Source organism: Arthrobacter sp. CG_A4, from assembly GCF_035985125.1.
In the GTDB taxonomy this organism is placed as follows: Bacteria; Actinomycetota; Actinomycetes; order Actinomycetales; family Micrococcaceae; genus Arthrobacter.
The window spans coordinates 41,097-63,805 of sequence record NZ_JAXCID010000011.1 but is presented as its reverse complement, the minus strand read 5'-3'; the positions used below and the strand labels follow the sequence as shown (position 1 = coordinate 63,805).

The window sequence follows — 22,709 nt, the reverse complement described above, 5'->3', positions numbered from 1 at the left end:
ATCGCCGTAAGTGATGCGGTTTCGGTCGGCTCAGTCCGGGACGAGCGCGAGGGCCAGCTCGGTCCGGACCACCAGCGCCAGGCGTTCGGCCACGGACTGGGCGGTGTCGTGGTCTGCCGCCTCCACCATCACCCGGACCACCGGCTCGGTGCCGGAGGGCCGCAGCAGGACCCGTCCGGTGTCACCGAGTTCGGCTTCAGCGAGGGCAACAGCCCCGGCCACCGATTCGTCGCCCTGCACCCTGGTGCGGTCAACGCCCTTGACGTTGATCAGCACCTGCGGGAGCTTGGTCATCACTTTGGCAAGCTCTTTCAGCGGACGTCCGGTGAGGGCCACCTGCGCTGCAATCTGAAGGCCGGTGAGAACGCCGTCGCCGGTGGTTGCGTGATCGGCAAAGATCACGTGGCCGGACTGCTCACCGCCGAGGTTGAAGCCGCCGGCACGCATTTCCTCGAGCACGTACCGGTCGCCAACCCCGGTCTCGCGGAGGATGATTCCGGCCTCGCGGAGCGCAATCTTGAGTCCAAGGTTGCTCATCACGGTGGCGACCAGGACATCGTCCGTGAGCTTCCCTGATGCCTTGAGCGCCACGGCGAGGATGGCCATGATTTCGTCGCCATCAACTTCGTTGCCCTCATGATCCACGGCGAGGCAGCGGTCCGCGTCGCCGTCGTGGGCGATGCCCAGGTCCGCTCCCTGCTCCAGCACCGTGCGCTTCAGCGGCCCCAGGTGGGTGGAACCGACGCCTTCGTTGATGTTCAGGCCGTCGGGCTCGGCGCCGATCACCACCACGTCAGCGCCGGCGTCCTTGAAGACCTGCGGGGAACAGCCGCTGGCCGCTCCGTGCGCGCAGTCCAGGACGACTTTGAGTCCGTCGAGGCGGTGCGGGAGCGTGCCCAACAGGTGGACAATGTAGCGGTCCTCGGCGTCGGAGAAGCGCTGGATGCGGCCGACTTCGCCGCCAGTGGGGCGGAACGGTTCCTTGCCCAGCTGCTCTTCGATGGCGTTCTCGACGTCGTCTGCCAGCTTCTGGCCGCCGCGGGCGAAGAACTTGATGCCGTTGTCCGGGGCAGGATTGTGCGAGGCGGAGATCATCACGCCGAAGTCTGCATCCAGATCGGCCACGAGGTAGGCCGCCGCGGGGGTGGGCAGCACGCCGGCATCGTAGACATCGATGCCGGAGCTGGCCAGCCCCGCCTCGACGGCAGCTGCAATGAATTCACCGCTGGCGCGGGGGTCGCGGGCAACCACGGCGCGCGGCCGTGTTCCGTTGGTATTGCGGTCATGGCCCAGCACAACGGCGGCGGCCTGGGCCAGCTGCAAAGCCAGCTCGGCAGTCAGCAGGCCATTGGCCAAACCTCGGACTCCATCGGTTCCAAATAATCTAGACATCGAATCAAGTTTAGACGATGGCCGCAATATTCCGGCCCGGCCGCCCGTCCGGGGCACCAGACGGGCGGCGCCAACGGCAAAAGCCCGCCCCGCCACAGGGGCGGAACGGGCTTTCGTGCAAGCGCCAAATGCGCTTGGAGCGCTTTTTAGCGCTTGGAGTACTGCTGAGCCTTACGGGCCTTCTTGAGACCGGCCTTCTTACGCTCGATGACGCGGGCGTCACGGCGCAGGTAACCGGCCTTCTTCAGGGTGGCGCGGTTGTTCTCGGTGTCGATCTCGTTCAGTGAACGGGCGATGCCGAGACGCAGGGCACCGGCCTGGCCGGAGATGCCACCACCATGGATGCGCGCCATCACGTCGTAGGCGCCATCAAGATCGAGGATCTTGAAGGGTTCGTTGACGTCCTGCTGGTGCAGCTTGTTCGGGAAGTAGTTGGCCAGCTCGCGGCCGTTGATGGTCCACTTGCCGGTGCCGGGCACAATGCGAACACGTGCGACGGCTTCCTTGCGACGGCCAACTGCTGCGCCGGCAACCGTGAGGGCCGGGCGTTCCTTCTTGGGCGCTTCTGCTTCCGCAGGACCGCTTTCCGAGGTGTAGCTGGTCAGGTTTTCCTCAGCCACAACGGCCTCGGTGGTCTCTTCGTTCTGAGCCACGATTCTCCTTGTATAGATAAGTTGTTTGGTGGCCAGGACTACTGGGCGACCTGGGTAATTTCGTATGTCTTGGGCTGCTGGGCGGCGTGGGGGTGCTCTGCACCCTTGTAGACCTTCAGCTTGCCCAGCTGCTGTGCAGCGAGGGAGTTCTTCGGGAGCATGCCCTTGATGGCCTTCTCCACGGCGCGGACCGGGTTGGATTCCAGCAGCTCCGCGTAGGTGACCGAGGTCAGGCCGCCCGGGTAACCGGAGTGGCGGTATGCGCGCTTCTGCTCCAGCTTGGCGCCGGTGAGGGCAACCTTTTCAGCGTTGATGATGATGACGAAGTCGCCCATGTCCATGTGGGACGCAAAGGTGGCCTTGTGCTTGCCGCGCAGCAGGATTGCGGTCTGGCTCGCGAGGCGACCAAGGACAACGTCTGTGGCGTCAATGACGTGCCACTGGCGGTTGATATCGCCGGGCTTCGGGGTGTACGTACGCACGGTGTTTGCCTCGTTCTTGTTCTGGCGTTCTTGTTTTAGGCGTCACGCGGAGGTGCACCTACTATCTATGCGCTACCGGAACAGAGGTGAGGGCTCCATGCAACCAGTAGTCCTATTGGTCCCGAATGTGCACGATGAGTAGCTATCCTGCAACCGGATTCTCATACGGGCACGCATCATCGAGAAAGGACACGCACAACGACTACCAAGAATAGCCGATGACGGGCGCTTGGGTCAAAATGGGATGTCCCCGTGCACGGTGCACGGTCAGCCCGGCCGCCCCGTGCTGCTCCAGTCAGGGAGTCCTTGTGTCCTTATCAGGTATAGCAGCCAGCGCCGGGCCGCTCCTCGTCATCTCCGCAGGGCTGTTCGGCCTGTTCGCGGGGATGCTCTCCGAGTTGGTAATCGCCCGCTCGCTCCCCCGCCTCGGCGTATTGCCGGCCAGGCGGACACGAATCACGACGGCGGCCCTGACCGGCCTTCTCTGCGCCGCCCTGGCACTGCGGTTCGGGACGGACTGGTCACTGCCAGCCTTTCTGGTGCTTGGCGTGCTCGCCGTCCAGCTGGCCCGCATCGACTTGTCCTTCCGCCTGCTGCCAAATCCGCTCGTGGGCGCCATGCTCGTGTCCGGCCTGGCGCTCTTCGCTGTCAACAGCGCCGCCACGACCGATTGGTTCGGGTTTCTTCGCGCGGTGGCCGGGGCGACGGTCTTGTTCGTCGTATTCCTGATCCTGGCGCTCGTGTCTCCGCACGGCATCGGAATGGGAGATGTGAAGCTCGCCGCGCCTGTGGGCCTGTACTTGGGTTTCCTGGGGTGGAGCCAGGTATTTTACGGCGGCGCCCTCGGCTTCGTCGTCGGCGGAATTGTCTCCCTGGTCGCGATGCGGCGGCAGATACCAGGCCGAGCGGCCGAGGTTGCTTTTGGGCCCTCTCTGCTCGCGGCGGCCCTGGGGCTTGTCTTGTTCACGTCGTAGCCCGCCAGAAGCGCTCCAATTCCCAGCGTAGGCACAGGTCCAGCGCAGGAACAGCCCGTACGTCAAGCCTTTGCGCAGGTTGCGCGCAGCGCTGTCCCGGAGCGTCCTGGCGCGTTCTAACGTATGTACTGGAGCTGGCGCTGGGCCAGCCGCATCTCTCTTCAGGAGTCCTTATGTTCGCTCGTCTGGCAGCAAACCTGCACACCCTCGGTTTCACGCTCCAGTCCCGCCTTCGCAACGACGAAAAGGGCGCCACCGCGGTCGAATACGGCCTCATGGTCGCCCTGATCGCTGTAGTCATGATCGCCGGCGTCAGTGTCTTCGGAAATCAGCTGAGCGCCTTCTTCAACGGCCTCGGCAAAGCGACCACACTCGTCAAGTAGCCGGCTCCGGCCGAACAGGTGCCCCCGTGGGGCGCCACGGCGCCTCCGAGGGACGCGGCCCGTCCCTTACGTCTGCCGAAAGTAGCAATGGAACGATCATCCTCTGAACGCGGCGCCGCCGCGGTCGAGTTCGCACTGATCGTTCCGTTGCTTCTTTTGCTTCTTCTGGGCGTCATCGAGTTTGGCCGAGTCTTCAACGCTCAGCTGCAGCTGAGCGCCGCCGCCCGGGAATCGGTAAGGGTGATGGCCATCCAGAAGCCGCCCGGCACGGCGATCAACGCGGCGATCAACACGGCGATCGCTGCGGCGCCAAACCTCAATCCCCGGCTCACCGCCGGAAACGTCCAGGTCACGCCGGCGTCCTGCGCCGCCGCCACGGACGTGACGGTCACCATCACGTACTCCGTGGACCTGCTGTCCGGCCTCTTCGCCGATGCGATTCCACTGAGTGGGCGGGCGGTCATGCGATGCGGCGGCTGAACAGGCGGCGAACCACGGGGCAAGACGGCGCCGTGGCCGTGATCATGGCACTTTTTATGGTGGTGTTGCTCGGCATCACCGCAATCGTGGTGGACGTCGGCATGATCTACGCGGAAAGGTTCCAACTGCAAAACGGGGCCGACGCCGCTGCACTGGCCATCGCCCAGGACTGTGCCGCGAAAAGGTGCGCCAACCCCGGTGCCACGGCCAATCTGCTTGCAGGTAAGAACGCGCATGACGGGGTTTCCGCGGCTACGGCCGTCATCTCCGGCAACACCGTGACGGTCCGGACCAGCACCGCCACCCCGGACGGTGGCAGTGCCGTCCAGCACTGGTTTGCCCCGGTGCTGGGCATAGATTCCACCACAGTAGAGGCTGTCGCAAAAGCGTCGTGGGGCAGCCCGTCAAAGGCCACGGTGTTTCCGTTCACGGCCCCCCGTTGCGTATTCGAGACTGCCCGCGAAGATGTTGAGTTCTGGATCACCGATGACCCCCCTTCGTGCTCCGGCCCGGGCGGCAAATCCCCGGGCGCTTTTGGCTGGCTGGACGCAGACGCAAAGAATAGCTGCCAGACTTTCGTCGACGTCGACCAGGTCATCGGTGGCGAGCCAGGCAAAAGCGGCCCCAAGGGATGCCATATTGATGGCACCACGATCCTTCTTCCGATCCACTCCACCGCCACCGGCAACGGCAACAACGTCTCGTACGTCATTGACGGTTTCGCGGCCTTCAAGGTCACGGCACACAGTTGGCCCAGTGAGCAGAGAAAAGAGACGGGCTGTCATAACTGCGCCGGAATCAAAGGTAAGTTCATCACGCTGGTCTCCCTCGCGGATCTCCAGTCGTTCGGCGTTGAAGAGCTAGACGGAAAGTCGCTCAACGCCTTCTTCGTCGCACTAAGCCTGTAGGAGCAATCAGCGTGAACAGCAGAGCCATAGCAGCGGTAACGGCCGTCGTGCTGGCAGTGGCCGGCAGCATCCTGCTGGTCTCCTACACCAACGGCGCAGAGCAGCGCGCTTTCGCTGGAGTCCAGACCTCCGAGGTCCTGATCGTCAGCGCGGCGGTGCCCGCCGGCACCCCCGCCGACGTTGTGCTGCAGAGCGCCACGCGGCAGGCAGTGCCGGCAAAAGCCCTCCCGGCCGATGCCGTGTCCGATCCTGCAGCCATCAACGGACTCGTCACAACCGTGGACCTGGTACCCGGTGAACAGCTCCTGCGCACCCGATTCCGCGATCCGGCCACCATGCAGGACCCGGGGACCACCGCCGTGCCGGCAGGGATGCAGGAGGTCTCAATCCTGCTGGCGCCGCAGCGCGCGGTGGGCGGACTGCTGAAGGCCGGGGACACCGTGGGTGTCTTCATTTCCTTGAAGACGGAAGTCACGCGTTTGACGCTGCACAAAGTCCTTGTCACTGCCGTGCAGGGAGCCCCCGCCCCTGCCGCGGAAGACTCGACCTCCGGAGCCAGCCCGGGTGCCGCATCCGAGAACTTGCTGGTCACCCTGGCACTGACAGCCGCGAACGCGGAAAAGGTCGTCTACGGGCAGGAATTCGGCACTATTTGGCTCTCCGACGAACCCTCAACCGCAGTGGAAGATGGCACCCGCGAGCTGACCCGCGACGGGATTTACAAGTGAGCCGCTACGTGGTTGTGACCGATGACCCTGGCCTGCCGGGCCGGATCGGGGCAGCCGCCACGGGGCCCTTGCAAGGGGACGTCCACCGCTGGCAGGGCGGCAGGCTTCCGGGGCGCCCTGCCGACGTTCGCAGCCAGTTGGAACGCCCCGCTGATCTTGAGGTTCTGATCCTTGGCCCGGGCATGCCGCTGGAGCTGGCGCTGACCCTCGCTACGGCGTTCGACGTCGAATGCCCCGAAGTGGCGGTGCTCCTGGCGGCTCAGCCGGACCCCGGCGTTGTGCTGGCCGCCCTGCGCGCCGGAGTTCTTGACCTGCTGGAACCGGAGGCCGGTGCCGACGAGGTCGCGGCGCTGCTCCACCGTGCCGTGCGTAGCGCCGCGCTGTACCGCAGAGCTGTGCCCGTGGAACAGACCAAGGCTGAGGCGCCTGCCGGGCGGGTCATCGCCGTCGTCTCACCCAAGGGCGGCGTCGGAAAGACGACCATCGCGAGCAATCTCGCAGTGGGCCTCGCCAAGTCAGCGCCGCACGGAACAGTTTTGGTGGATCTGGATCTGCAGTTCGGCGACGTTGCCAGCGCGCTCGCCATCTCCGCTGAACATTCGGTTTCCGACGCCGTACACGGTCCCGCGCGGCGGGACACCATGGTGCTCAAGACGTTCCTGAGCGCCCATCCCAGTGGTCTCTATGCACTCTGCGCCCCGGACTCCCCCGATGCCGCCGAGGGACTGACCGGCGAGGACGTTGCCCACCTGCTCGGCCAACTGGCCAGCCAGTACCGCTTTGTCGTCGTGGATACCGCTCCCGGCCTGTCCGACCACACCCTTGCCGCTCTGGACCAAGCCACGGATTTCGTCTTTGTCACCGGTCCTGATGTGCCAGGCGTCCGGGGCATGCGCAGGGAACTGGACGTGCTGGCCGAGCTGGGGATGCATCCGCTCAAGCGGCACATGGTCCTCAACGGCGCCGACTTCAAGGCCGGCGTCTCACTACGCGACGTGGAGACTGCGCTGGGAACCAGCGTGGACGTGGTGATACCGCGCTCCCGGGCAGTCGCGCTTTCCACCAACCAGGGATCTCCCCTGCTGAACGGGACGGTCCGCGGACCGGCCACCAAAGCGCTGCAAAAATTGCTGGCCCGCTTCGTCGCCCCTGCAGCCCTGCCCCGGCGGTTCGGGCCCCGGCACCGGGTAGGAGCCAAATGAACCTCGCCCAGCGCCTGCAGGCTGCCCGCGACACTCCCGGACAGCAGACCCGTTCCGAAGCACCCGCACGTCCTGACCGCCCCGCACCGGCCCCCTCACGGGCCCCCGCCCCGGCCCCGACCACTGCCCCGGCCCCTGTCCCCGCCCCGGCCCCGGCCCCGGCCCCGGCCCCGGCCCCGGCCAAGCGTGCACCGCAAACTCGCGTTCGCGCGGCCGGCACCACCCAGCCCGCTCCCCCGTACGCCGCCGGGAGTCCCCGGAAACCCGCGCCGGCGGAGGCCGTCCCGGCCAGGGACGCCCTGGCGAAGTTGAAAGACCGGGCCGGTTCCATTTTGTTCGAACGGCTGGGCACCCGGCTGATTGATACGTCCCTGACCGAAGACCAACTGCACGCGCTGGTGCAGCAAGAGCTCATCGAGGTGGTCGAGGCCGAGCAGGTGCCGCTGACGAAGGATGAAAGGCAACGCCTGATCAAGGGCGTCAGCGACGACGTCCTGGGCTACGGGCCCCTGCAGCGCCTCCTCGACGACGAGAGCATCACGGAGATCATGGTCAACGGACCGGACATGATCTACGTCGAACAGGACGGGAAACTGACCCGCAGCAGGGTCCGTTTCGCCTCCGAAGCGCACCTCCGCAAGGTCATCGAGCGCATCGTTGCGCGGGTGGGACGGCGCATCGATGAATCCTCGCCCTTGGTGGACGCCCGGCTGGCCGACGGATCCAGAGTCAACGCCGTTGTCCCGCCGCTAGCCGTCAACGGGTCGTCACTGACAATCCGCAAATTCGCCACCGACCCCTTCCAGGTCCACGACCTCATCGGCTTCGGCACGCTCTCTCCGGAAATGGCCGAGCTCCTCGACGCCTGCGTCAAAGCCCGTCTGAACATCATCGTCTCGGGCGGCACCGGGACGGGCAAAACCACGCTGCTCAACGTCCTGTCCAGCTTTATTCCGGAGGGCGAACGCATCGTCACCATCGAGGACGCCGTCGAGCTCCAACTGCAGCAGGACCATGTGGTCCGGCTGGAGAGCAGGCCCAGCAACATTGAAGGTAAAGGCGAAATCACTATCCGCGACCTCGTCCGCAACTCCCTCCGGATGCGGCCCGACCGGATCGTGGTGGGTGAGGTCAGAGGCGGAGAGACCCTGGACATGCTGCAGGCCATGAACACCGGCCACGATGGTTCCCTGTCCACGGTCCACTCAAACTCCCCCCGGGACGCCATCGCCCGGCTCGAAACCCTGGTCCTGATGGCCGGGATGGACCTGCCGCTGCGCGCAGTCCGGGAACAGATCGCCTCCGCCGTGGACGTGATCGTCCAACTTACCCGGCTCCGCGACGGCACCCGCCGCGTCACCCATGTCACCGAGGTCCAGGGCATGGAAGGCGAGATTGTGACCCTTCAAGACGCATTTGTCTTCGACTACAGCGCGGGACTCGATGCCAACGGCCGTTTCCTCGGCAAGCCGATGCCCACCGGGGTCCGCCCGCGGTTTACGGACCGCTTCACGGAACTCGGCATAGAACTCTCCCCCGGGATCTTCAATCCTGCTCCCGTGTTAGCCTGGGCCCGATGACGAAGGCTAAGTCATGGAAATGATGCTGGGATTTCTGTTGAGCTACGCGGCCCTGGGCGTTGCCGTCCTGTTCGTTGTTGCGCCGCGCCGACCGGCCACGCTGCTCAACCGGCGGGCCGCCGCAAGTCCCGGCCGGAGCACCTTAGCCGGGGGTGTGGGGGCCCGTGCCACTGCCGCCGTGGAATCCCTGTTGAAGCGGCGGAACTACACTGCAGCGGTGGCGGCATCGCTGGAACAGGCAGGCCTCAGTATGAAGGCCCCGGAATTTGTGGTGCTCGCACTGGCCGGCGCGGCCACCATCGGCGCTGTAGCGCTGGCCGTGCTAGGTCCGCTCCCGGCGTTGATCCTTCTGCTTCTTTCGCCGTTCGGTGCGCGCTTCATCCTGCGGTTCCTGGCCTCGCGCCGCCGTGCAAAATTCGCCGAACAGCTCGACGAGACCCTGCAGCTGCTCGCCGGTGGCCTGCGCGCCGGCCACAGCCTGCTGCGCGCCATTGATGCGGTGGCCGGGGAAGCCGAGGCCCCCACCACCGCTGAGTTTGCCCGGATCATCAACGAAACGAGGCTCGGCCGGGATCTGGGCGAGGCTCTGGACGACGCCGCCCTGCGCATGCGCTCGGAGGATTTTTCCTGGGTGGCCCAAGCCATCGCCATCCATCGGGAGGTCGGCGGCAACTTGGCTGACGTGCTGGACCAGGTGGGCCAGACCATCCGCGAGCGGAGCCAGATCCGCGGCCAGGTGAAGGCTCTCAGCGCCGAAGGGAAGATCTCGGCGCTGGTCCTGATGCTGCTGCCGGTGGCGATCACGGGAGCCTTGATGGTCATCAGCCCGGGGTACATGGATCCCATGGTGACCACCCCGCTGGGCCTGGCGATGGTCGGCGCCGCGGCAGTCCTCTTCAGTTTGGGCGGACTGTGGCTGCGCAAAGTCGTTCAGTTCAAGTTCTAGCGAAGGCCTGAGAGGAGAAGTTTCTTTATGTCGGCGACGGCTGTTGTAGCTATCGGATTGATCATGGCGGCTATTGCCCTGGCATCGTGGGCCGTCGTCGGCACCCGTGTCGCCGGGAAGGATTCCATCGAGGCAAACCTGTCCCGAGGGCTTGTTCCCGCCAAGAAGCCCGTCAAAGCGAGGAACTCGGTACTGGAGTCTTTCGCTGGACGGTTCACCCCCCGGCGTCTGGTGGCAAACCTAGACCGGCAGCTCGCCCTGGCGGGCCGTCCTCCCGCGTGGCCGCTCAAGCGCCTCATGGCCGCCAAATTCACCGCGGCCGGCATCGCTGTCGTCGTCGGGTTACTGCTGATCAGAGGTGATCCCAGCGCCAAAACACTGTGGATCTCGATCGCCGTGACCGTGGTTGGCTATTTCCTTCCCGATCTCCTGATCTACAGCAGGGGGCTTGAGCGCCAGGCCGCCATCGGGCTGGAGCTGCCGGACACGCTGGATCAGATGACCATCGCCGTGGAAGCCGGCCTGGGTTTCGACGCCGCCATGTCACGGACCGGCCAAAACGGAAAAGGGCCATTGGCCGCCGAGCTGGTCCGGACCCTGCAGGATATGCACATCGGGATGTCACGCCGCGAGGCGTACCTGGCCCTCGCGGACCGGACCGGCGCGCCGGACCTCCGTCGCTTCGTCAACGCCATCCTGCAGGCGGACCGGTACGGAATTTCGATTTCCGCGGTACTCCGGACGCAGGCCAGCGAAATGCGGCGCAAGCGCAGGCAGCGGGCCGAGGAGCAAGCCATGAAGATCCCCGTCAAGGTCCTTTTCCCGCTCATGCTCTGCATCCTGCCCGTGCTCTTCATCGCGCTGCTCGGCCCGGCCGCCATCAACGCCATCGCGACTTTCAGCGGAATGTAGCGGGAAGTTCCCCGGGGTGCCACAAGTTTTCCGCAGGAATGCCCGGAGTCTACGGCGGCGTCCGCGGCAGGAAGTAGCCTAGGAGCATGTCCTTCCTAAGTGCCCCAGTCAACGGCGACGCGAACACTGACCTTTCTCCCGAATCCTCCCCCGGCGGAGCCGGGTTGGTTGTTGGAGATGCGACCCCTGCCGCGCCGGCCCCGCTCGTGGATCCGGCGGCCCTGCAGGAGCTGGGTGTCCAGCTGGACAGCGCTGCGGTGGCCAAGGGCTTCGCCCGTGACTACGCGAACATGTGGGACCAGCGCTACGACTCGATTGCTTCGGCGGTCAACCGCTGTGATCAGGCTGCGGCACTGGACGCTGTGCTGAGCCTCAAGACGTCCTCGACGATGGTGGGAGGCGTCCAGCTGGCCCAGCTCGCCGGCGAGCTGGAGGACGCCGTCCGGGACGGTCACATGGACCAGGCACACTCGATGCTGGATGACGTGGCGGAGCGCGGCAGCGAAACCGTGGACGAGCTGCAGTTCGGCTACGTCCTCCGGGACAGCACCGCCCCGCATCCGCGCAACCAGGCCACAGGGGACTAAGCCATACGGGACGAGGCCAGACTAGAGCCGTTCCGGCGCCAGCCGGTAGCCCACCCCGCGGACGGTCTGCAGCCAGCGCGGCCGCAGCGAGTCTTCGCGCAGTTTCCGCCGGAGGTTGCCGATGTGGACTTCCACGGCCCGTTCATCAGATTCGCTGATGTACGCATCGGCGCTGTAGTACTCGCCGCGCACCACCCTCACCAGATCGGTCTTGGACCGGACGGCGCCTGCCCCCTTCAGCAGGGCGTGCAGGAGATCGAACTCGCTGCGCGTCAGGCTGGTGGCCTCGCCGTCGACCGTTACCGAGCGGGTGTCCGGGTTCAGCGCCAGCCCGTTGTGGCGGAATACGGCATCGGCGACGGGCGGCGGATCCGCCGCTGCCTGCGGGGCCGCGTTGAGGGGCCGGCCGCCCGGCATGACCTGGCGGGGCCGCCGCATCATCGCCGCCACCCTGGCCCGCAGTTCACGCGGCCGGAAGGGCTTGGTCATGAAGTCGTCCGCCCCGGTATGAAGGGCGGTCAGGGTATCCAGTTCATCGGTCCGCGCCGTCAGCATCACCACATAGGCGTCGCTGAACTGCCGGATCCGGCGGAGAACTTCGAAGCCGTCGATGTCCGGCAAGCCCACATCGAGGGTCACGACGCTGGCCTCGCGGAGCCGGACCATGTCCACCCCGTCCTTTCCGCAGGCTGCCGAATGGACTTCAAATCCGGCCTGGCTCAACACGGCGTGGATAAGGTTACGAACGTCTTCGTCGTCTTCAACAACGACGGCGGTTCCAAGGTCACTCATGGCCCTCCTCACATCTGGTACTACTGCCTCTGCCATGGCGGACGCCCCGGAGCTGTCCCCGTGAACAGGCCGTTTGCGCTACGCGGGCCCTGTCAGAATACCCACGCCGAGGGCCTAAAATTGCATCCGCCGCAGCAACACGCACCAGAATGCCGATTCATTGTGTCAACTTTGTGACAAAAGGTGTAAAACTGGAGCAGGAGAAAGAGGTACATGCGCATTGAGTGAACAGCAACTGGTCCGGGCTCCGGACGGTTACTTCCGGGCCGTGCCGCCGCGTTTTCAGGTGCTGCTGTATCAACTGCCGTTGACGCTGGTCATGGCCGCCGTAGCTATTTCGGCGCCAGCCTTCTGGCCCGGCCTGCTCGGCAACGCCCCGGGCCGCGCCGCCTTGGCCCTGCTGGCTGGGCTGCTCCTGGCCTGCGTCCTTGTGCCGTGGCAGCGATTCGGGCCGACTGCTCCGCTCGCCATCCCGGTGTTGGACTTCGCAGTAATCGGCCTGGTCCGCGGCGGCGGCGTCGAAGGCCTCCCGGATCTGGGGTTGCTCGCCGTCCTTCCCGTGGTGTGGATCTCGTGCTCGCGCCTCCCGGCCCCAGTGAGCCTCCCGCTGAGTTTCTTCGGCCCGCTGCTCGCCGGACTGCCATGGCTGCTCGAGCCAGGGTCCAGCCCCACGCCGGGCCGGATCGCCACCGCCGTGCTGGTGCCGTTCGTAATGCTGGGGGTGTCCCTGGCCTTGTGGCTGCTGAATTCGCGCTTGGGGCGCGAGCAACAGGGGAATGCGGCCAAGGAAGCCCAAGTGCAGTCCCTGCTCGCGGACGGCACCGGACGCGAGCGCCTGCTGAGCCGGATCCTTGACACGGTCGACGTCGGAATCGTCGCCCTCGATACCGACGGCAGGCGGCTGCTCACCAACAGCTGGCAGTCGCAGCTGGAGGCCTCGGCGGCGCCCTGCGCCGCGTCGTCTCCGGTGCAGGAAGCGGAGCTGATCCTGACGAGCCACGGCCAGGCTACACCTCTCCCCCTCGGCCGTCGTCCCATCCAGCGGGCCGCTGCCGGTGAGACGTTTGCGGACTACCTTGTGTGTTTCGGCGACACCCCCGGCGGAAGAGTGGTTTCCGCCGGGGGCCGCCCCTTCACCGACGCCGACGGCGGTTCCGGCGGCTCCGTGGTGCAGTTCAACGAGGTGACGGGATTCGTCGAGTCGCTGGCCGCCAAGGATGAGGTGGTGTCCAACTTCTCGCACGAGTTGCGCACCCCCCTGACCTCGATTATCGGAAACCTGGACCTCGTCCTCGGCGACGCAGACGGCCTTCCGGATCCTGCTGTGCGCCGCATCGAGATCGCCCAACGCAACGCGGAACGGTTGCTGGCCCTCGTCTCTGACCTGCTGATGCCGGGCTGCCCGGCGGTATCGGTGAACCCGTGCCGCAGCGATCTGGCCGCGTTGGTGGACGCAGCGCTGAGCTCGGCCCAGGCGCATGCCAGCTCAATGCGGGTGGTGCTCTCAGCCGACGTCTCCGCCCCGCTGTGGGCAGAGGCAGACCCCCTGCGAATCGGCCAGGTACTGGATAACCTCGTCTCCAACGCCATCAAGTATTCCCCGGACGGCGGCATCGTCCGGATCTATGCCAGCACCGGGGACGGCTGGGTGCGGCTTCATGTTGAGGACACCGGCATGGGAATGACCGCGGCCGACGCCTCGCAGGCCTTCACCCGGTTTTTCCGAAGCCCGGCTGTCCGCGCCCATTCCATTCCGGGCGCGGGGCTGGGCTTGTCCATCACCAAGGCCATCGTCGAGGAACATGGCGGCACGGTCACGTGCAACAGCCGGCCGGGACACGGCAGCACGTTCACCGTTGCGCTCCCCGCGGACCGCACACCCGCGGCGGCCTAACTGGCGGCGGCGCCTCATGAATGTGTGACCCGGTTCCTCGGTGGGGCAGCCGCTACCGGCGCCTCGCCCGGGTGAGTTCAGCCCTGGCGAGCAGGCCGCTGGTGGAGGGGTAGTCCACCTTCTCCAGCACCAGCGGATGCGGGGCAGCCAACACGGACTTGGCGTCCCGCTGGCGGGCGAGCAGCCGGTCCAGCATCCAGCCCGGGGATTCCACCCCCGCTCCCACAAACAGCGCCGAACCCACGAGGGAGCGCACCATGTTATGGCAGAACGCGTCGGCCTGGACGGTGGCCACGATCACCCCGTCGGATGCGCGGGCAAACTCGAAGCGCTGCAGTTCCCGGATCGTCGTGGCGCCCTCGCGGGGCTTGCAGTAGGACCTGAAGTCCTGCAAACCGAGCAGCTGCGAGGCGCCTTCGTTGAGCAGCCCGACGTCGAGCGGTTCCTCGTGCCAGAGCGTCGAGGTCCGGCCCAGCGGGTCCCAGAGCTCCGGGCCATCGGCAATCCGGTAGCTGTAGCGGCGCCAGAGCGCTGAAAAACGGGCGTCAAAGCCTGCAGATGCGATGGAGACCTTGTGGACCTCGATCGCCCCGGTGAGGTCCCCCAGCCCATGGCTGAGGGCGCCACGAAGGCGCCGGAGCAGGGCAACCGCGGGATCCAGCTCCACACCGCGGTTCAGGCCCATCCACTCGGCCCCGCTGAGGTCCAGGTGGACCACCTGGCCGCGGGCGTGCACCCCCGCGTCGGTGCGGCCGGCGACGGTGACCCGGACCGGGCGGCGGATCAGCATCCCGAGGGCCTCTTCCAGCGTGCCCTGAACGGTGCGCCGGCCCGGCTGCACGGCCCAGCCGCTGAACGGCCCGCCGTCGTACGCGAGATCCAGCCGGATGCGCAAAAACCCGCCGCCCCCTCTCAAGGGGGCGACGGGTTTCTGGTGGTTCATAGACTTAAGTCTAGGCGAAGAATTCGGTGAATTACTTCGCGTCCTTCTCAGACTTCTCGGCTGCTTCCTCAGCGGCCGGAGCCTCTTCGGTAGCTGAAGCTTCGGTCTCAACGACCTCAGCCTCGGGGGCCTCTTCGGTCTCAACAACTTCGGTCTCAACAACTTCAGTTGCCGCAACCGGAGCGGTTTTGGCGGCGTCCTTCTTGTCGGCGTCGCGCTGGGCGGCGGAGGTAGCCTCGGCCACCACTGCCTGCTTGGCGGAAACCGGCTCGAGAACCAGTTCGATCACAGCCATGGGAGCGTTGTCGCCCTTGCGGTTGCCGATCTTGGTGATGCGGGTGTAGCCGCCGTTGCGGTTCTCCACTGCCTGTGCGATGTCGGTGAACAGCTCGTGGACGATGCCCTTGTTGCTGATCAGACCGAGTACACGACGGCGGGAAGCCAGGTCGCCACGCTTGGCGAACGTCACCAGGCGCTCGGCGTACGGCTTCAGTCGCTTGGCCTTGGTGACCGTGGTGGTGATTCGCTTGTGCTCGAAAAGAGCGGCGGAGAGGTTCGCGAGCATCAAACGCTCGTGAGCTGCTCCGCCTCCGAGGCGCGGACCCTTAGCGGGGGTAGGCATAATAGTTTCTCCTCATATGGAAGCCAGTGGACTGGTCACGCACCATGGTGCAGTCAGCCCGCCGGCCAAGATCTGTTTGTTAGAGTTCGTCGTCGCTGAACGCGGCGTCGTCCTCTTCAATTGCTGCGGCGCGGGCTGCGAGGTCAAAACCGGGAGGCGAGTCCTTGAGGGACAGGCCCAGTTCAACCAGCTTTGCCTTGACCTCATCAATGGACTTCGCACCGAAGTTACGGATGTCCATGAGGTCAGCCTCGGAGCGGGCCACGAGTTCACCCACGGTGTGGATGCCCTCACGCTTGAGGCAGTTGTAGGAACGGACGGTGAGGTCCAGATCCTCGATCGGCAGGGCCATGTCAGCTGCCAGGGCAGCATCCGTCGGCGACGGCCCAATCTCGATACCTTCGGCTGCGGTGTTCAGCTCGCGGGCCAGACCGAACAGTTCCACCAGGGTGGTACCTGCCGAAGCGACGGCATCGCGCGGGGCGATGGCCTGCTTGGTCTCGACGTCGACAATGAGCTTGTCGAAGTCAGTGCGCTGCTCAACACGGGTAGCTTCCACGCGGAAGGTAACCTTCAGGACCGGCGAGTAGATCGAGTCGACCGGGATGCGGCCGATCTCGGAATCGCCGGACTTGTTCTGAGCTGCGGAAACGTAGCCGCGGCCGCGCTCGATGGTCAGTTCGAGTTCGAACTTACCCTTCGAGTTCAGCGTGGCAATGTGCAGATCCGGGTTGTGGAATTCGACGCCGGCCGGCGGCGCGATGTCCGCGGCGGTGACGACTCCCGGGCCCTGCTTGCGCAGGTAGGCAACAACCGGCTCATCGTGCTCGGAGGAAACCGACAGGCTCTTGATGTTCAGGATGATCTCAGTGACATCTTCCTTGACACCCGGAACCGTGGTGAACTCGTGCAGCACGCCATCGATCCGGATGCTGGTGACAGCAGCGCCGGGGATGGAGGAGAGCAGGGTACGGCGGAGGGAGTTTCCGAGTGTGTAACCGAAACCCGGTTCCAGCGGTTCAATGATGAAACGGGAACGGTTTTCGGAGACGACCTCTTCGGAGAGGGTGGGGCGCTGTGCAATGAGCACTTAGGTTTCCTTTCGGCGAGCATCCGCTATATGACGCAACACAGGTGGTGGAAAGATCGGTCTGAGGACTTAACGCGGCTGGGCCTGCCCGGACCATTGCGGGTCCGGGCAAGCTCCTGTGCGCTGGAAAGCCTTAGACGCGACGGCGCTTCGGCGGCCGGCAGCCGTTGTGGGCGCTGGGGGTGACGTCCTGGATGGAGCCAACCTCGAGGCCGGCAGCCTGCAGTGAACGGATTGCCGTTTCGCGTCCGGAACCCGGTCCCTTGACGAATACGTCAACCTTGCGCATACCGTGCTCCTGTGCACGCTTTGCGGCGGCTTCGGCAGCCATCTGGGCAGCGAACGGGGTGGACTTACGCGAGCCCTTGAAGCCAACCTCACCGGACGAAGCCCAGGAGATGACAGCACCATTCGGATCCGTGATGGAAACGATGGTGTTGTTAAAGGTGCTCTTGATGTGCGCCTGGCCCAGCGCGATATTCTTTTTGTCCTTCTTACGCGGCTTGCGAACCGCGCCACGAGTCTTCGGGGGCATTTTTTCTCCTACAGAAAGTTATCGGGGAAGACGAACGCTTGTTCCTTCATTCACCGGGTTCCTCGAAATTACGCCAGCAATTTCAAGGGGAAAATGGGGTTTAGCGGGTCTTCTTCTTGCCTGCGACGGTGCGCTTCGGACCCTTGCGGGTACGTGCGTTCGTCTTCGTACGCTGTCCGCGCACTGGCAGGCCCTTGCGATGGCGAATACCTTCGTAGCTGCCGATTTCAACCTTGCGGCGGATATCTGCTGCTACTTCGCGGCGAAGGTCACCCTCAACCTTGTAGTTGCCTTCAATGTAATCACGCAGCTGGACCAGCTCGGCGTCGGACAGGTCCTTGACCCGAACGTCCGCGCTGATGCCGGTGGCAGCCAGGGTTTCGTGTGCACGGGTCTTGCCCACGCCGTAGATGTAAGTAAGCGCAATTTCCAACCGCTTTTCGCGGGGAATGTCTACGCCAGCGAGACGAGCCATAGAGGCAGTGCTCCTTGAATAAACCGGAGGTCGTAGGCAGTACACCCGCACGGTTCGTGCGGCCCCAGCCTCCGACCGGGGGTTAGCTGTACGGGCCCATATGTCCCAGATCAGCTTGTGCTGCCTTTATTTACTTGCGTGGGTTAGCAACCCAGGGTTTTCCCGAAAGGGAAATTAGCCCTGGCGCTGCTTGTGGCGCGGGTTCTCGCAGATCACCATGACCCGGCCATTACGGCGGATCACTTTGCACTTTTCGCAGATCTGCTTGACGCTCGGCTTGACCTTCATGGCGTTCCTTTGCGTGTTGCAGTTGGTCGACTGGACCGGCCTTCGGCTATTGCTCTGGCCACCCAGTGTTTACTTGTAGCGGTAGACGATACGACCACGTGTCAGGTCGTACGGGCTCAGCTCCACCACTACCCGGTCCTCAGGGAGAATCCTGATGTAGTGCTGGCGCATCTTTCCAGAGATGTGTGCCAGAACGACGTGCTTGTTGGTGAGCTCAACACGAAACATCGCGTTGGGCAGCGCCTCAGTCACAACGCCCTCGATCTCAATGACCCCGTCCTTCTTGGCCATACCCTCCGCTAACTGTTGTTTGCCACAGCCTGCCGGCTTGCACCGGAAATGACTGCGGACGTTTTTGATTGATTGGCTGATGCCTCCCGGCCACAAAAGGGCACAACAGGGCAGACAACCAACAGGCAACATTACGCCATTGCGGGCCGAATGTTAAATCCGGCCATGTTAGCGCACTCGGGCGCCGTATGCCGCAATTTTACCGGCCGGAGTGCTCACAGCCTCCGCGCGGGCGATCCCATCCAGGATGGCCAGGCGGACGACGTCGGCTGCCGCACTCTGCAGGGTGATGAGACTCACCTGCCTGGCGGCCTCGCTGCTGCGGTCCAGTGCCACCATTCCCGTGGCCAGGCAGAACACCGTGTCCCCGTCCGCGAGGGTGTGGCTCGGGTTCAGCGCCCGGGCCAGTCCGGCATGGGCCGCCGACGCCGACCGCTTGCACTCCGCCTTGTCCAGGACCGCGTTCGTGGCGACAACGACGAGCGTGGTGTTCAGCGCGGGCGGCCCCGTTCCGCCATCGGCTGGCTCCTGTGCGCTTGCGCGATCCGCCGGAGCGGCCGGGTCGTCTTCCGCCGCAGCGGACGAAACCCTCGGCGTGCTCGCTCCTTCGTCCCCACCGGCCCCCTCGCCTCGCAAGCTCGGCCAGGGAACCCCGCCGTCGTGGCCCCAGCTTAGACGCACGCTGCCGGGTTCCACCCGTTGCGGCGATGTGCTGAACGGTAGTCCCAGCGCGTTCACTACTGCCAGTGCCCCTACAACCACGCCGTTGTCTAAAGTGATGGAGGCGGTGCCCACTCCCCCTTTGTATGTGCCCCGGCCGATTGTTGCTCCGGTGCCGGCGCCTATGTTGCCGCGTTCGACGTCGTGCCCGTTCTGCCTGGACGCGGCGGCCGCGGCGGCCGCGTAGCCCATGGCCTCGTCCGGGCGGGCGGTAAAGTCCCCGCCCCGACCGAGGTCGAAGATGGCCGCGGCCGGCACAATCGGAACCATGCCGCCGGCAACGGCGAAGCCGCGGCCGTTTTCCTCGCACCATCGCTGGGCCCCGTGCGCGGCCACCAGGCCGTAGGCGCTGCCCCCGGTGAGGACGACGGCGTCGACGGTGGAAGTCAGCGTGGTGGGGTCGAGGGCATCAGTCTCGTGCGTTCCGGGGCCACCGCCGCGCACATCAACGGACCCGATAGTTCCAGCAGGGGGAAGCACCACGGTAACCCCGCTGAGCCAGCCCTCCGCCGCTTTCGTCGAGTGGCCAACCCGAATTCCCGGCACGTCCGTAATCGCAGTCATCGCAGTCATGGCAGTCAAAGCAGTCATGGCTCCATTGTGCGCGCCCGGACCGCAGCTGGCGGCGGATCTGGCGCCCGCACGGCGTTTTTCGCATCGCTGGCCCCAACCCGGGGAACCTAAGCAACCGTCGTCCCCCTGGCCAAGGGCTGGTGTCCCCCGAGCGACGCACAAAAACGCTGGCGACGCAGAAAATCCCTGGCGATGCTGGTTTTCCCGCGTCGCCAGGGATTTTCCATGTCGCCAGCGGATTTCCGCATCGCCGGAGGATTCCCGCGTCGCCAAGGATTTCCCGCCTCGCCAGGAAGATTCCCGCGTCGCCAGGAACTTTCCGTGTCGCGAGCGACTTTGTGTGTCGCCAGGTGCCTTACCGTCAGGGAATCGGAACGGGCACGACGCCGAGCGGCGCCAGCTTCGCGGCACCGCCGTCGGGCGACGAAAGCACCCAGATTCCCTTCTCATGGACCGCCACGGAGTGCTCCCACTGGCAGGAGCGCTTGCCGTCCGTCGTCACCACCGTCCAGTCATCCGCGAGCACGGCGGTGTCAATGCTGCCGCGGACCAGCATGGGCTCGATGGCCAGGCAGAGCCCCGGCCGGATCTTGGTCCCGCGGTGGCCCGTGCGGTAGTTCGGGACGTCCGGGGCCATGTGCATCTCGGAGCCGATCCCGTGGCCCACATAGTCTTCCAGGATGCCCAGCGGCTTGCCCTGGACGGAGGACACGTAGTCGTCCACGGCGTTGCCGATGTCCCCCACGAACTTGCCCGCGGCCAGTGCCGCGATGCCGTGCCACATTGCGGTCTCGGTGACATCGGAGAGCCGCTGATCCTCGGGATCGGCGGTGCCCACGATGACGGTCCGGGCCGAGTCGGAGTGCCAGCCGGCCAGGATCGCCCCGCCGTCGATCGAGAGGATGTCCCCGTCCTGGAGGACGCGGTCGCCCGGGATACCGTGGACCACTTCCTCATTGACCGAGGTGCAGATGGTGGCCGGGAAGCCGTGGTAGCCCAGGAAATTGGAGGTGGCGCCCGCGTCCTTGAGTACGGCCGCAAACACGGCGTCGAGGTCCCGGGTGGTCCTCCCCGGGGCCGCTGCCGCGACGGCGGCATCGAGGGCGCGGCTGAGGACCAGACCGGCCTCGTGCATGGTGCGCATCTGGGCGTTGGTCTTGTATTCGATGCGGGGCTGGCCGAAGGCCATCTGCAGCTTCCTTTCGTGGAGCCGCGCTTGCCTCCAGGGCTGCACGGCCAAATGGCTGAGGCCCCTCCCGGTGGTCCGGGAGGGGCCTCGAAGATAGTGGGGCGGTCAGGCCGACTGGGCCGCTCCGATGGCCTGCATAACGCGGTCGGTGACCTCGTCCATGCCGCCGATACCGTCGACCCGGGTCAGGATGCCGCAGTCGGCATACTTGCCGACCACCGCTTCCGTCTGGCTGCGGTAGAGGTCGAGGCGGTGCCGGATGACGGCTTCGTTGTCATCCGTGCGGCCGGTTTCCTTCGCGCGGCCCAGCAGGCGGGTGACCAGCTCCTCGTCATCGGCCGTGAGCTGCAGGACGACGTCGAGCTTCTGGTTGCCGTCGGCCAGGATGTCGTCGAGGTAGTCAACCTGCGCGGTGGTGCGCGGGTACCCGTCCAGGAGGAAGCCGTTTTCGACGTCGGCCTCCTTGAGTCGGTCACGGACCATCTTGTTGGTCACGGTGTCCGGGACAAAGTCGCCGGCGTCCATGTACTTCTTGGCTTCCACGCCCAGCGGCGTCTCACCCTTGACGTTGGCCCGGAAAATGTCTCCGGTGGAGATCGCAACGACGCCGAGGCGCTCCGAAATGCGTTCCGCCTGTGTTCCCTTGCCGGACCCGGGAGGTCCGATAATCAACATTCTCGTCATCGCAAAAGCCCTTCGTAGTGACGCTGCTGCAGCTGCGCGTCAATCTGCTTGACGGTCTCCAAACCCACGCCCACCATGATCAGGATCGAGGTGCCGCCAAACGGGAAGTTCTGGTTGGCGTTGATCAGGACCAGGGCAACGAGCGGAATCAGTGCCACAAAGCCCAGGTAGATGGCACCGGGCAGGGTGATCCTGGACAGGACGTACTGCAGGTAGTCCGCCGTCGGCTTGCCGGCACGGATACCCGGAATGAAGCCGCCGTACTTCTTCATGTTCTCAGATACTTCTTCAGGGTTGAAAGTGATCGCAACATAGAAGTACGTGAAGAACACAATCATGGCGAAGTAGAGGGCCATGTAGATCGGGTGGTCACCCGTGGTGAGGTTGTTGTTGATCCACTCAACCCAGGGCGCGACCGGTTCGCCGGGCTTCGGCTGGTTGAACTGCGAGATCAGGCCCGGCAGGTACAACATCGAGGAGGCGAAGATGACGGGCACGACGCCGGCCATGTTCACCTTAATCGGGATGTACGTGCTGGTGCCGCCCACGGTGCGGCGGCCGATCATGCGTTTGGCATACTGCACCGGGATCCGGCGCTGGGACTGCTCCACGAAGACCACTGCGGCCACCGTCAGCAGGCCGATAGCAAGCACCATAAAGAAGGTTCCGGGGCCCTGCGAGCTCCAGATCGCGCCGAGCGAGCCTGGGAAGCTGGCGGCGATGGAGGTGAAGATGAGGAGCGACATTCCGTTGCCGACACCCTTTTCGGTCACAAGCTCCCCCATCCACATGATGAGGCCGGTACCGGCAGTCAGCGTGATGATGATGAGGATCGTGGTGACGATGCTTGTGTCCGGGATGATGGGCAGCTGGCAGTTCGGCAGCAGCTGGCCGGAACGGGCCAGGGACACCAGGGTGGTGGCATTGAGCAAACCAAGGGCAATAGTCAGATAGCGCGTGTACTGCGTCAGCTTTGACTGGCCGGAGGCGCCTTCCTCATAGAGCGTCTGGAACCGGGGAATGACCACCCGGAGCAGCTGCACGATGATGCTGGCCGTGATGTACGGCATGATCCCGAGCGCGAAGACCGAGACCTGCAGCAAGGCACCGCCGCTGAACAGGTTGACGAGCTGGTAGATACCGCCCGAGGTCGAACCGCTCTGCAAGCATTGCTGGACATTCTGGTAGTTCACACCAGGCGAGGGAATGAAGGCACCCAAGCGGAAGATTGTGATGATTCCCAGCGTGAACAACAACTTGCGTCGCAGATCAGGCGTGCGAAAGGCCCGGCCAAATGCGCTAAGCAAGCGTCCTCCTGATGAATAAGTAAAGTCGTGTGAGACAGGTCAAATAAACCCAACAACCGAGTCTAACGGGTAGATGCGT

Annotated in this window: 26 protein-coding genes; 11 read left to right on the top strand and 15 right to left on the bottom strand. The window is 65.1% G+C overall.

Annotation, left to right across the window (positions count from 1 at the left end; all coding sequences use genetic code 11):
• Positions 1–30 precede the first annotated feature (30 nt).
• From glmM to rplM, 3 genes are all read right to left on the bottom strand, one after another.
• Positions 31–1,392, bottom strand: coding sequence for a phosphoglucosamine mutase (gene glmM, locus RCH07_RS06935; RefSeq protein ID WP_326966728.1), 1,362 nt, complete (start codon positions 1,390–1,392; stop codon positions 31–33).
• Positions 1,393–1,538: 146 nt separating this feature from the next.
• Complete coding sequence (gene rpsI, locus RCH07_RS06930) at positions 1,539–2,045, bottom strand: 30S ribosomal protein S9 (RefSeq protein WP_301225040.1); 507 nt, start codon at positions 2,043–2,045, stop codon at positions 1,539–1,541.
• 38 nt (positions 2,046–2,083) lie between these two features.
• Positions 2,084–2,527, bottom strand: coding sequence for a 50S ribosomal protein L13 (gene rplM / locus RCH07_RS06925; RefSeq protein WP_024367145.1), 444 nt, complete (start codon positions 2,525–2,527; stop codon positions 2,084–2,086).
• Positions 2,528–2,835: 308 nt separating this feature from the next.
• Between rplM and RCH07_RS06920 the strand changes: the two genes are divergently transcribed.
• The 10 genes from RCH07_RS06920 (at position 2,836) to RCH07_RS06875 (ending at position 11,227) form a co-directional block, all read left to right on the top strand.
• Complete coding sequence (locus RCH07_RS06920; protein ID WP_326966727.1) at positions 2,836–3,501, top strand: A24 family peptidase; 666 nt, start codon at positions 2,836–2,838, stop codon at positions 3,499–3,501.
• A gap of 173 nt (positions 3,502–3,674) precedes the next feature.
• On the top strand, positions 3,675–3,884 hold the full coding sequence (locus RCH07_RS06915; RefSeq protein ID WP_326966726.1) for a Flp family type IVb pilin: 210 nt from the start codon (positions 3,675–3,677) through the stop codon (positions 3,882–3,884).
• A gap of 87 nt (positions 3,885–3,971) precedes the next feature.
• A complete protein-coding gene (locus RCH07_RS06910; RefSeq protein ID WP_326966725.1) occupies positions 3,972–4,364 on the top strand; it encodes a TadE/TadG family type IV pilus assembly protein in 393 nt (130 codons plus the stop codon).
• Positions 4,352–5,272, top strand: coding sequence for a Tad domain-containing protein (locus RCH07_RS06905; RefSeq protein WP_326966724.1), 921 nt, complete (start codon positions 4,352–4,354; stop codon positions 5,270–5,272). Before RCH07_RS06910 ends, RCH07_RS06905 begins: the two co-directional genes overlap by 13 nt.
• Before the next feature lie 11 nt (positions 5,273–5,283).
• On the top strand, positions 5,284–6,000 hold the full coding sequence (gene cpaB / locus RCH07_RS06900; RefSeq protein WP_326966723.1) for a Flp pilus assembly protein CpaB: 717 nt from the start codon (positions 5,284–5,286) through the stop codon (positions 5,998–6,000).
• Positions 5,997–7,202 carry an AAA family ATPase gene (locus RCH07_RS06895; protein ID WP_326966722.1) on the top strand — a complete coding sequence of 402 codons (1,206 nt, stop codon included), beginning with the start codon at positions 5,997–5,999 and terminating at the stop codon, positions 7,200–7,202. The genes cpaB and RCH07_RS06895 overlap by 4 nt, the downstream gene beginning before the upstream one ends.
• Positions 7,199–8,782, top strand: a complete 1,584-nt coding sequence (locus tag RCH07_RS06890; RefSeq protein WP_326966721.1) for a CpaF family protein — start codon at positions 7,199–7,201, stop codon at positions 8,780–8,782. The genes RCH07_RS06895 and RCH07_RS06890 overlap by 4 nt, the downstream gene beginning before the upstream one ends.
• Positions 8,783–8,795: 13 nt before the next feature.
• Positions 8,796–9,728, top strand: a complete 933-nt coding sequence (locus RCH07_RS06885) for a type II secretion system F family protein (protein WP_326966720.1) — start codon at positions 8,796–8,798, stop codon at positions 9,726–9,728.
• Between the two features lie 63 nt (positions 9,729–9,791).
• Positions 9,792–10,640, top strand: coding sequence for a type II secretion system F family protein (locus RCH07_RS06880; protein ID WP_326966719.1), 849 nt, complete (start codon positions 9,792–9,794; stop codon positions 10,638–10,640).
• Between the two features lie 86 nt (positions 10,641–10,726).
• Positions 10,727–11,227 carry an Hpt domain-containing protein gene (locus tag RCH07_RS06875; RefSeq protein WP_326966718.1) on the top strand — a complete coding sequence of 167 codons (501 nt, stop codon included), beginning with the start codon at positions 10,727–10,729 and terminating at the stop codon, positions 11,225–11,227.
• A 21-nt stretch (positions 11,228–11,248) separates the two neighbouring features.
• Here the strand turns inward: RCH07_RS06875 and RCH07_RS06870 are convergent, their stop codons facing one another.
• Positions 11,249–12,019 (bottom strand): response regulator transcription factor, encoded by a 771-nt coding sequence (locus RCH07_RS06870; RefSeq protein WP_326966717.1) that lies wholly within the window; start codon positions 12,017–12,019, stop codon positions 11,249–11,251.
• A 220-nt stretch (positions 12,020–12,239) separates the two neighbouring features.
• On the opposite strand from RCH07_RS06870, the gene RCH07_RS06865 reads away from it, so the two are divergent.
• On the top strand, positions 12,240–13,913 hold the full coding sequence (locus tag RCH07_RS06865) for a sensor histidine kinase (RefSeq protein ID WP_326966716.1): 1,674 nt from the start codon (positions 12,240–12,242) through the stop codon (positions 13,911–13,913).
• A 52-nt stretch (positions 13,914–13,965) separates the two neighbouring features.
• Here the strand turns inward: RCH07_RS06865 and RCH07_RS06860 are convergent, their stop codons facing one another.
• From RCH07_RS06860 to secY, 11 genes are all read right to left on the bottom strand, one after another.
• Positions 13,966–14,856, bottom strand: a complete 891-nt coding sequence (locus RCH07_RS06860) for a tRNA pseudouridine synthase A (protein WP_326966715.1) — start codon at positions 14,854–14,856, stop codon at positions 13,966–13,968.
• A gap of 31 nt (positions 14,857–14,887) precedes the next feature.
• Positions 14,888–15,478: a 50S ribosomal protein L17 gene (gene rplQ / locus RCH07_RS06855; RefSeq protein ID WP_326966714.1), complete on the bottom strand. Its 591-nt coding sequence runs from the start codon at positions 15,476–15,478 to the stop codon at positions 14,888–14,890.
• Positions 15,479–15,557: 79 nt separating this feature from the next.
• Positions 15,558–16,568: a DNA-directed RNA polymerase subunit alpha gene (locus RCH07_RS06850; protein WP_136321891.1), complete on the bottom strand. Its 1,011-nt coding sequence runs from the start codon at positions 16,566–16,568 to the stop codon at positions 15,558–15,560.
• Positions 16,569–16,701: 133 nt separating this feature from the next.
• A complete protein-coding gene (gene rpsK, locus RCH07_RS06845; RefSeq protein ID WP_018773682.1) occupies positions 16,702–17,103 on the bottom strand; it encodes a 30S ribosomal protein S11 in 402 nt (133 codons plus the stop codon).
• A gap of 100 nt (positions 17,104–17,203) precedes the next feature.
• Positions 17,204–17,578: a 30S ribosomal protein S13 gene (gene rpsM, locus RCH07_RS06840; RefSeq protein WP_024366110.1), complete on the bottom strand. Its 375-nt coding sequence runs from the start codon at positions 17,576–17,578 to the stop codon at positions 17,204–17,206.
• Between the two features lie 174 nt (positions 17,579–17,752).
• Positions 17,753–17,866, bottom strand: a complete 114-nt coding sequence (rpmJ, locus tag RCH07_RS06835; protein WP_009358722.1) for a 50S ribosomal protein L36 — start codon at positions 17,864–17,866, stop codon at positions 17,753–17,755.
• A 69-nt stretch (positions 17,867–17,935) separates the two neighbouring features.
• On the bottom strand, positions 17,936–18,157 hold the full coding sequence (infA, locus tag RCH07_RS06830) for a translation initiation factor IF-1 (RefSeq protein WP_011775571.1): 222 nt from the start codon (positions 18,155–18,157) through the stop codon (positions 17,936–17,938).
• A gap of 168 nt (positions 18,158–18,325) precedes the next feature.
• On the bottom strand, positions 18,326–19,441 hold the full coding sequence (locus tag RCH07_RS06825) for a P1 family peptidase (protein ID WP_326966758.1): 1,116 nt from the start codon (positions 19,439–19,441) through the stop codon (positions 18,326–18,328).
• A gap of 370 nt (positions 19,442–19,811) precedes the next feature.
• Positions 19,812–20,639: a type I methionyl aminopeptidase gene (gene map, locus RCH07_RS06820; RefSeq protein ID WP_326966713.1), complete on the bottom strand. Its 828-nt coding sequence runs from the start codon at positions 20,637–20,639 to the stop codon at positions 19,812–19,814.
• Between the two features lie 105 nt (positions 20,640–20,744).
• Positions 20,745–21,314: an adenylate kinase gene (locus tag RCH07_RS06815; protein WP_326966757.1), complete on the bottom strand. Its 570-nt coding sequence runs from the start codon at positions 21,312–21,314 to the stop codon at positions 20,745–20,747.
• A 5-nt stretch (positions 21,315–21,319) separates the two neighbouring features.
• Entirely contained in the window at positions 21,320–22,630 is a 1,311-nt protein-coding gene (gene secY / locus RCH07_RS06810; RefSeq protein WP_326966712.1) for a preprotein translocase subunit SecY, read from the bottom strand.
• Positions 22,631–22,709: the final 79 nt, after the last annotated feature.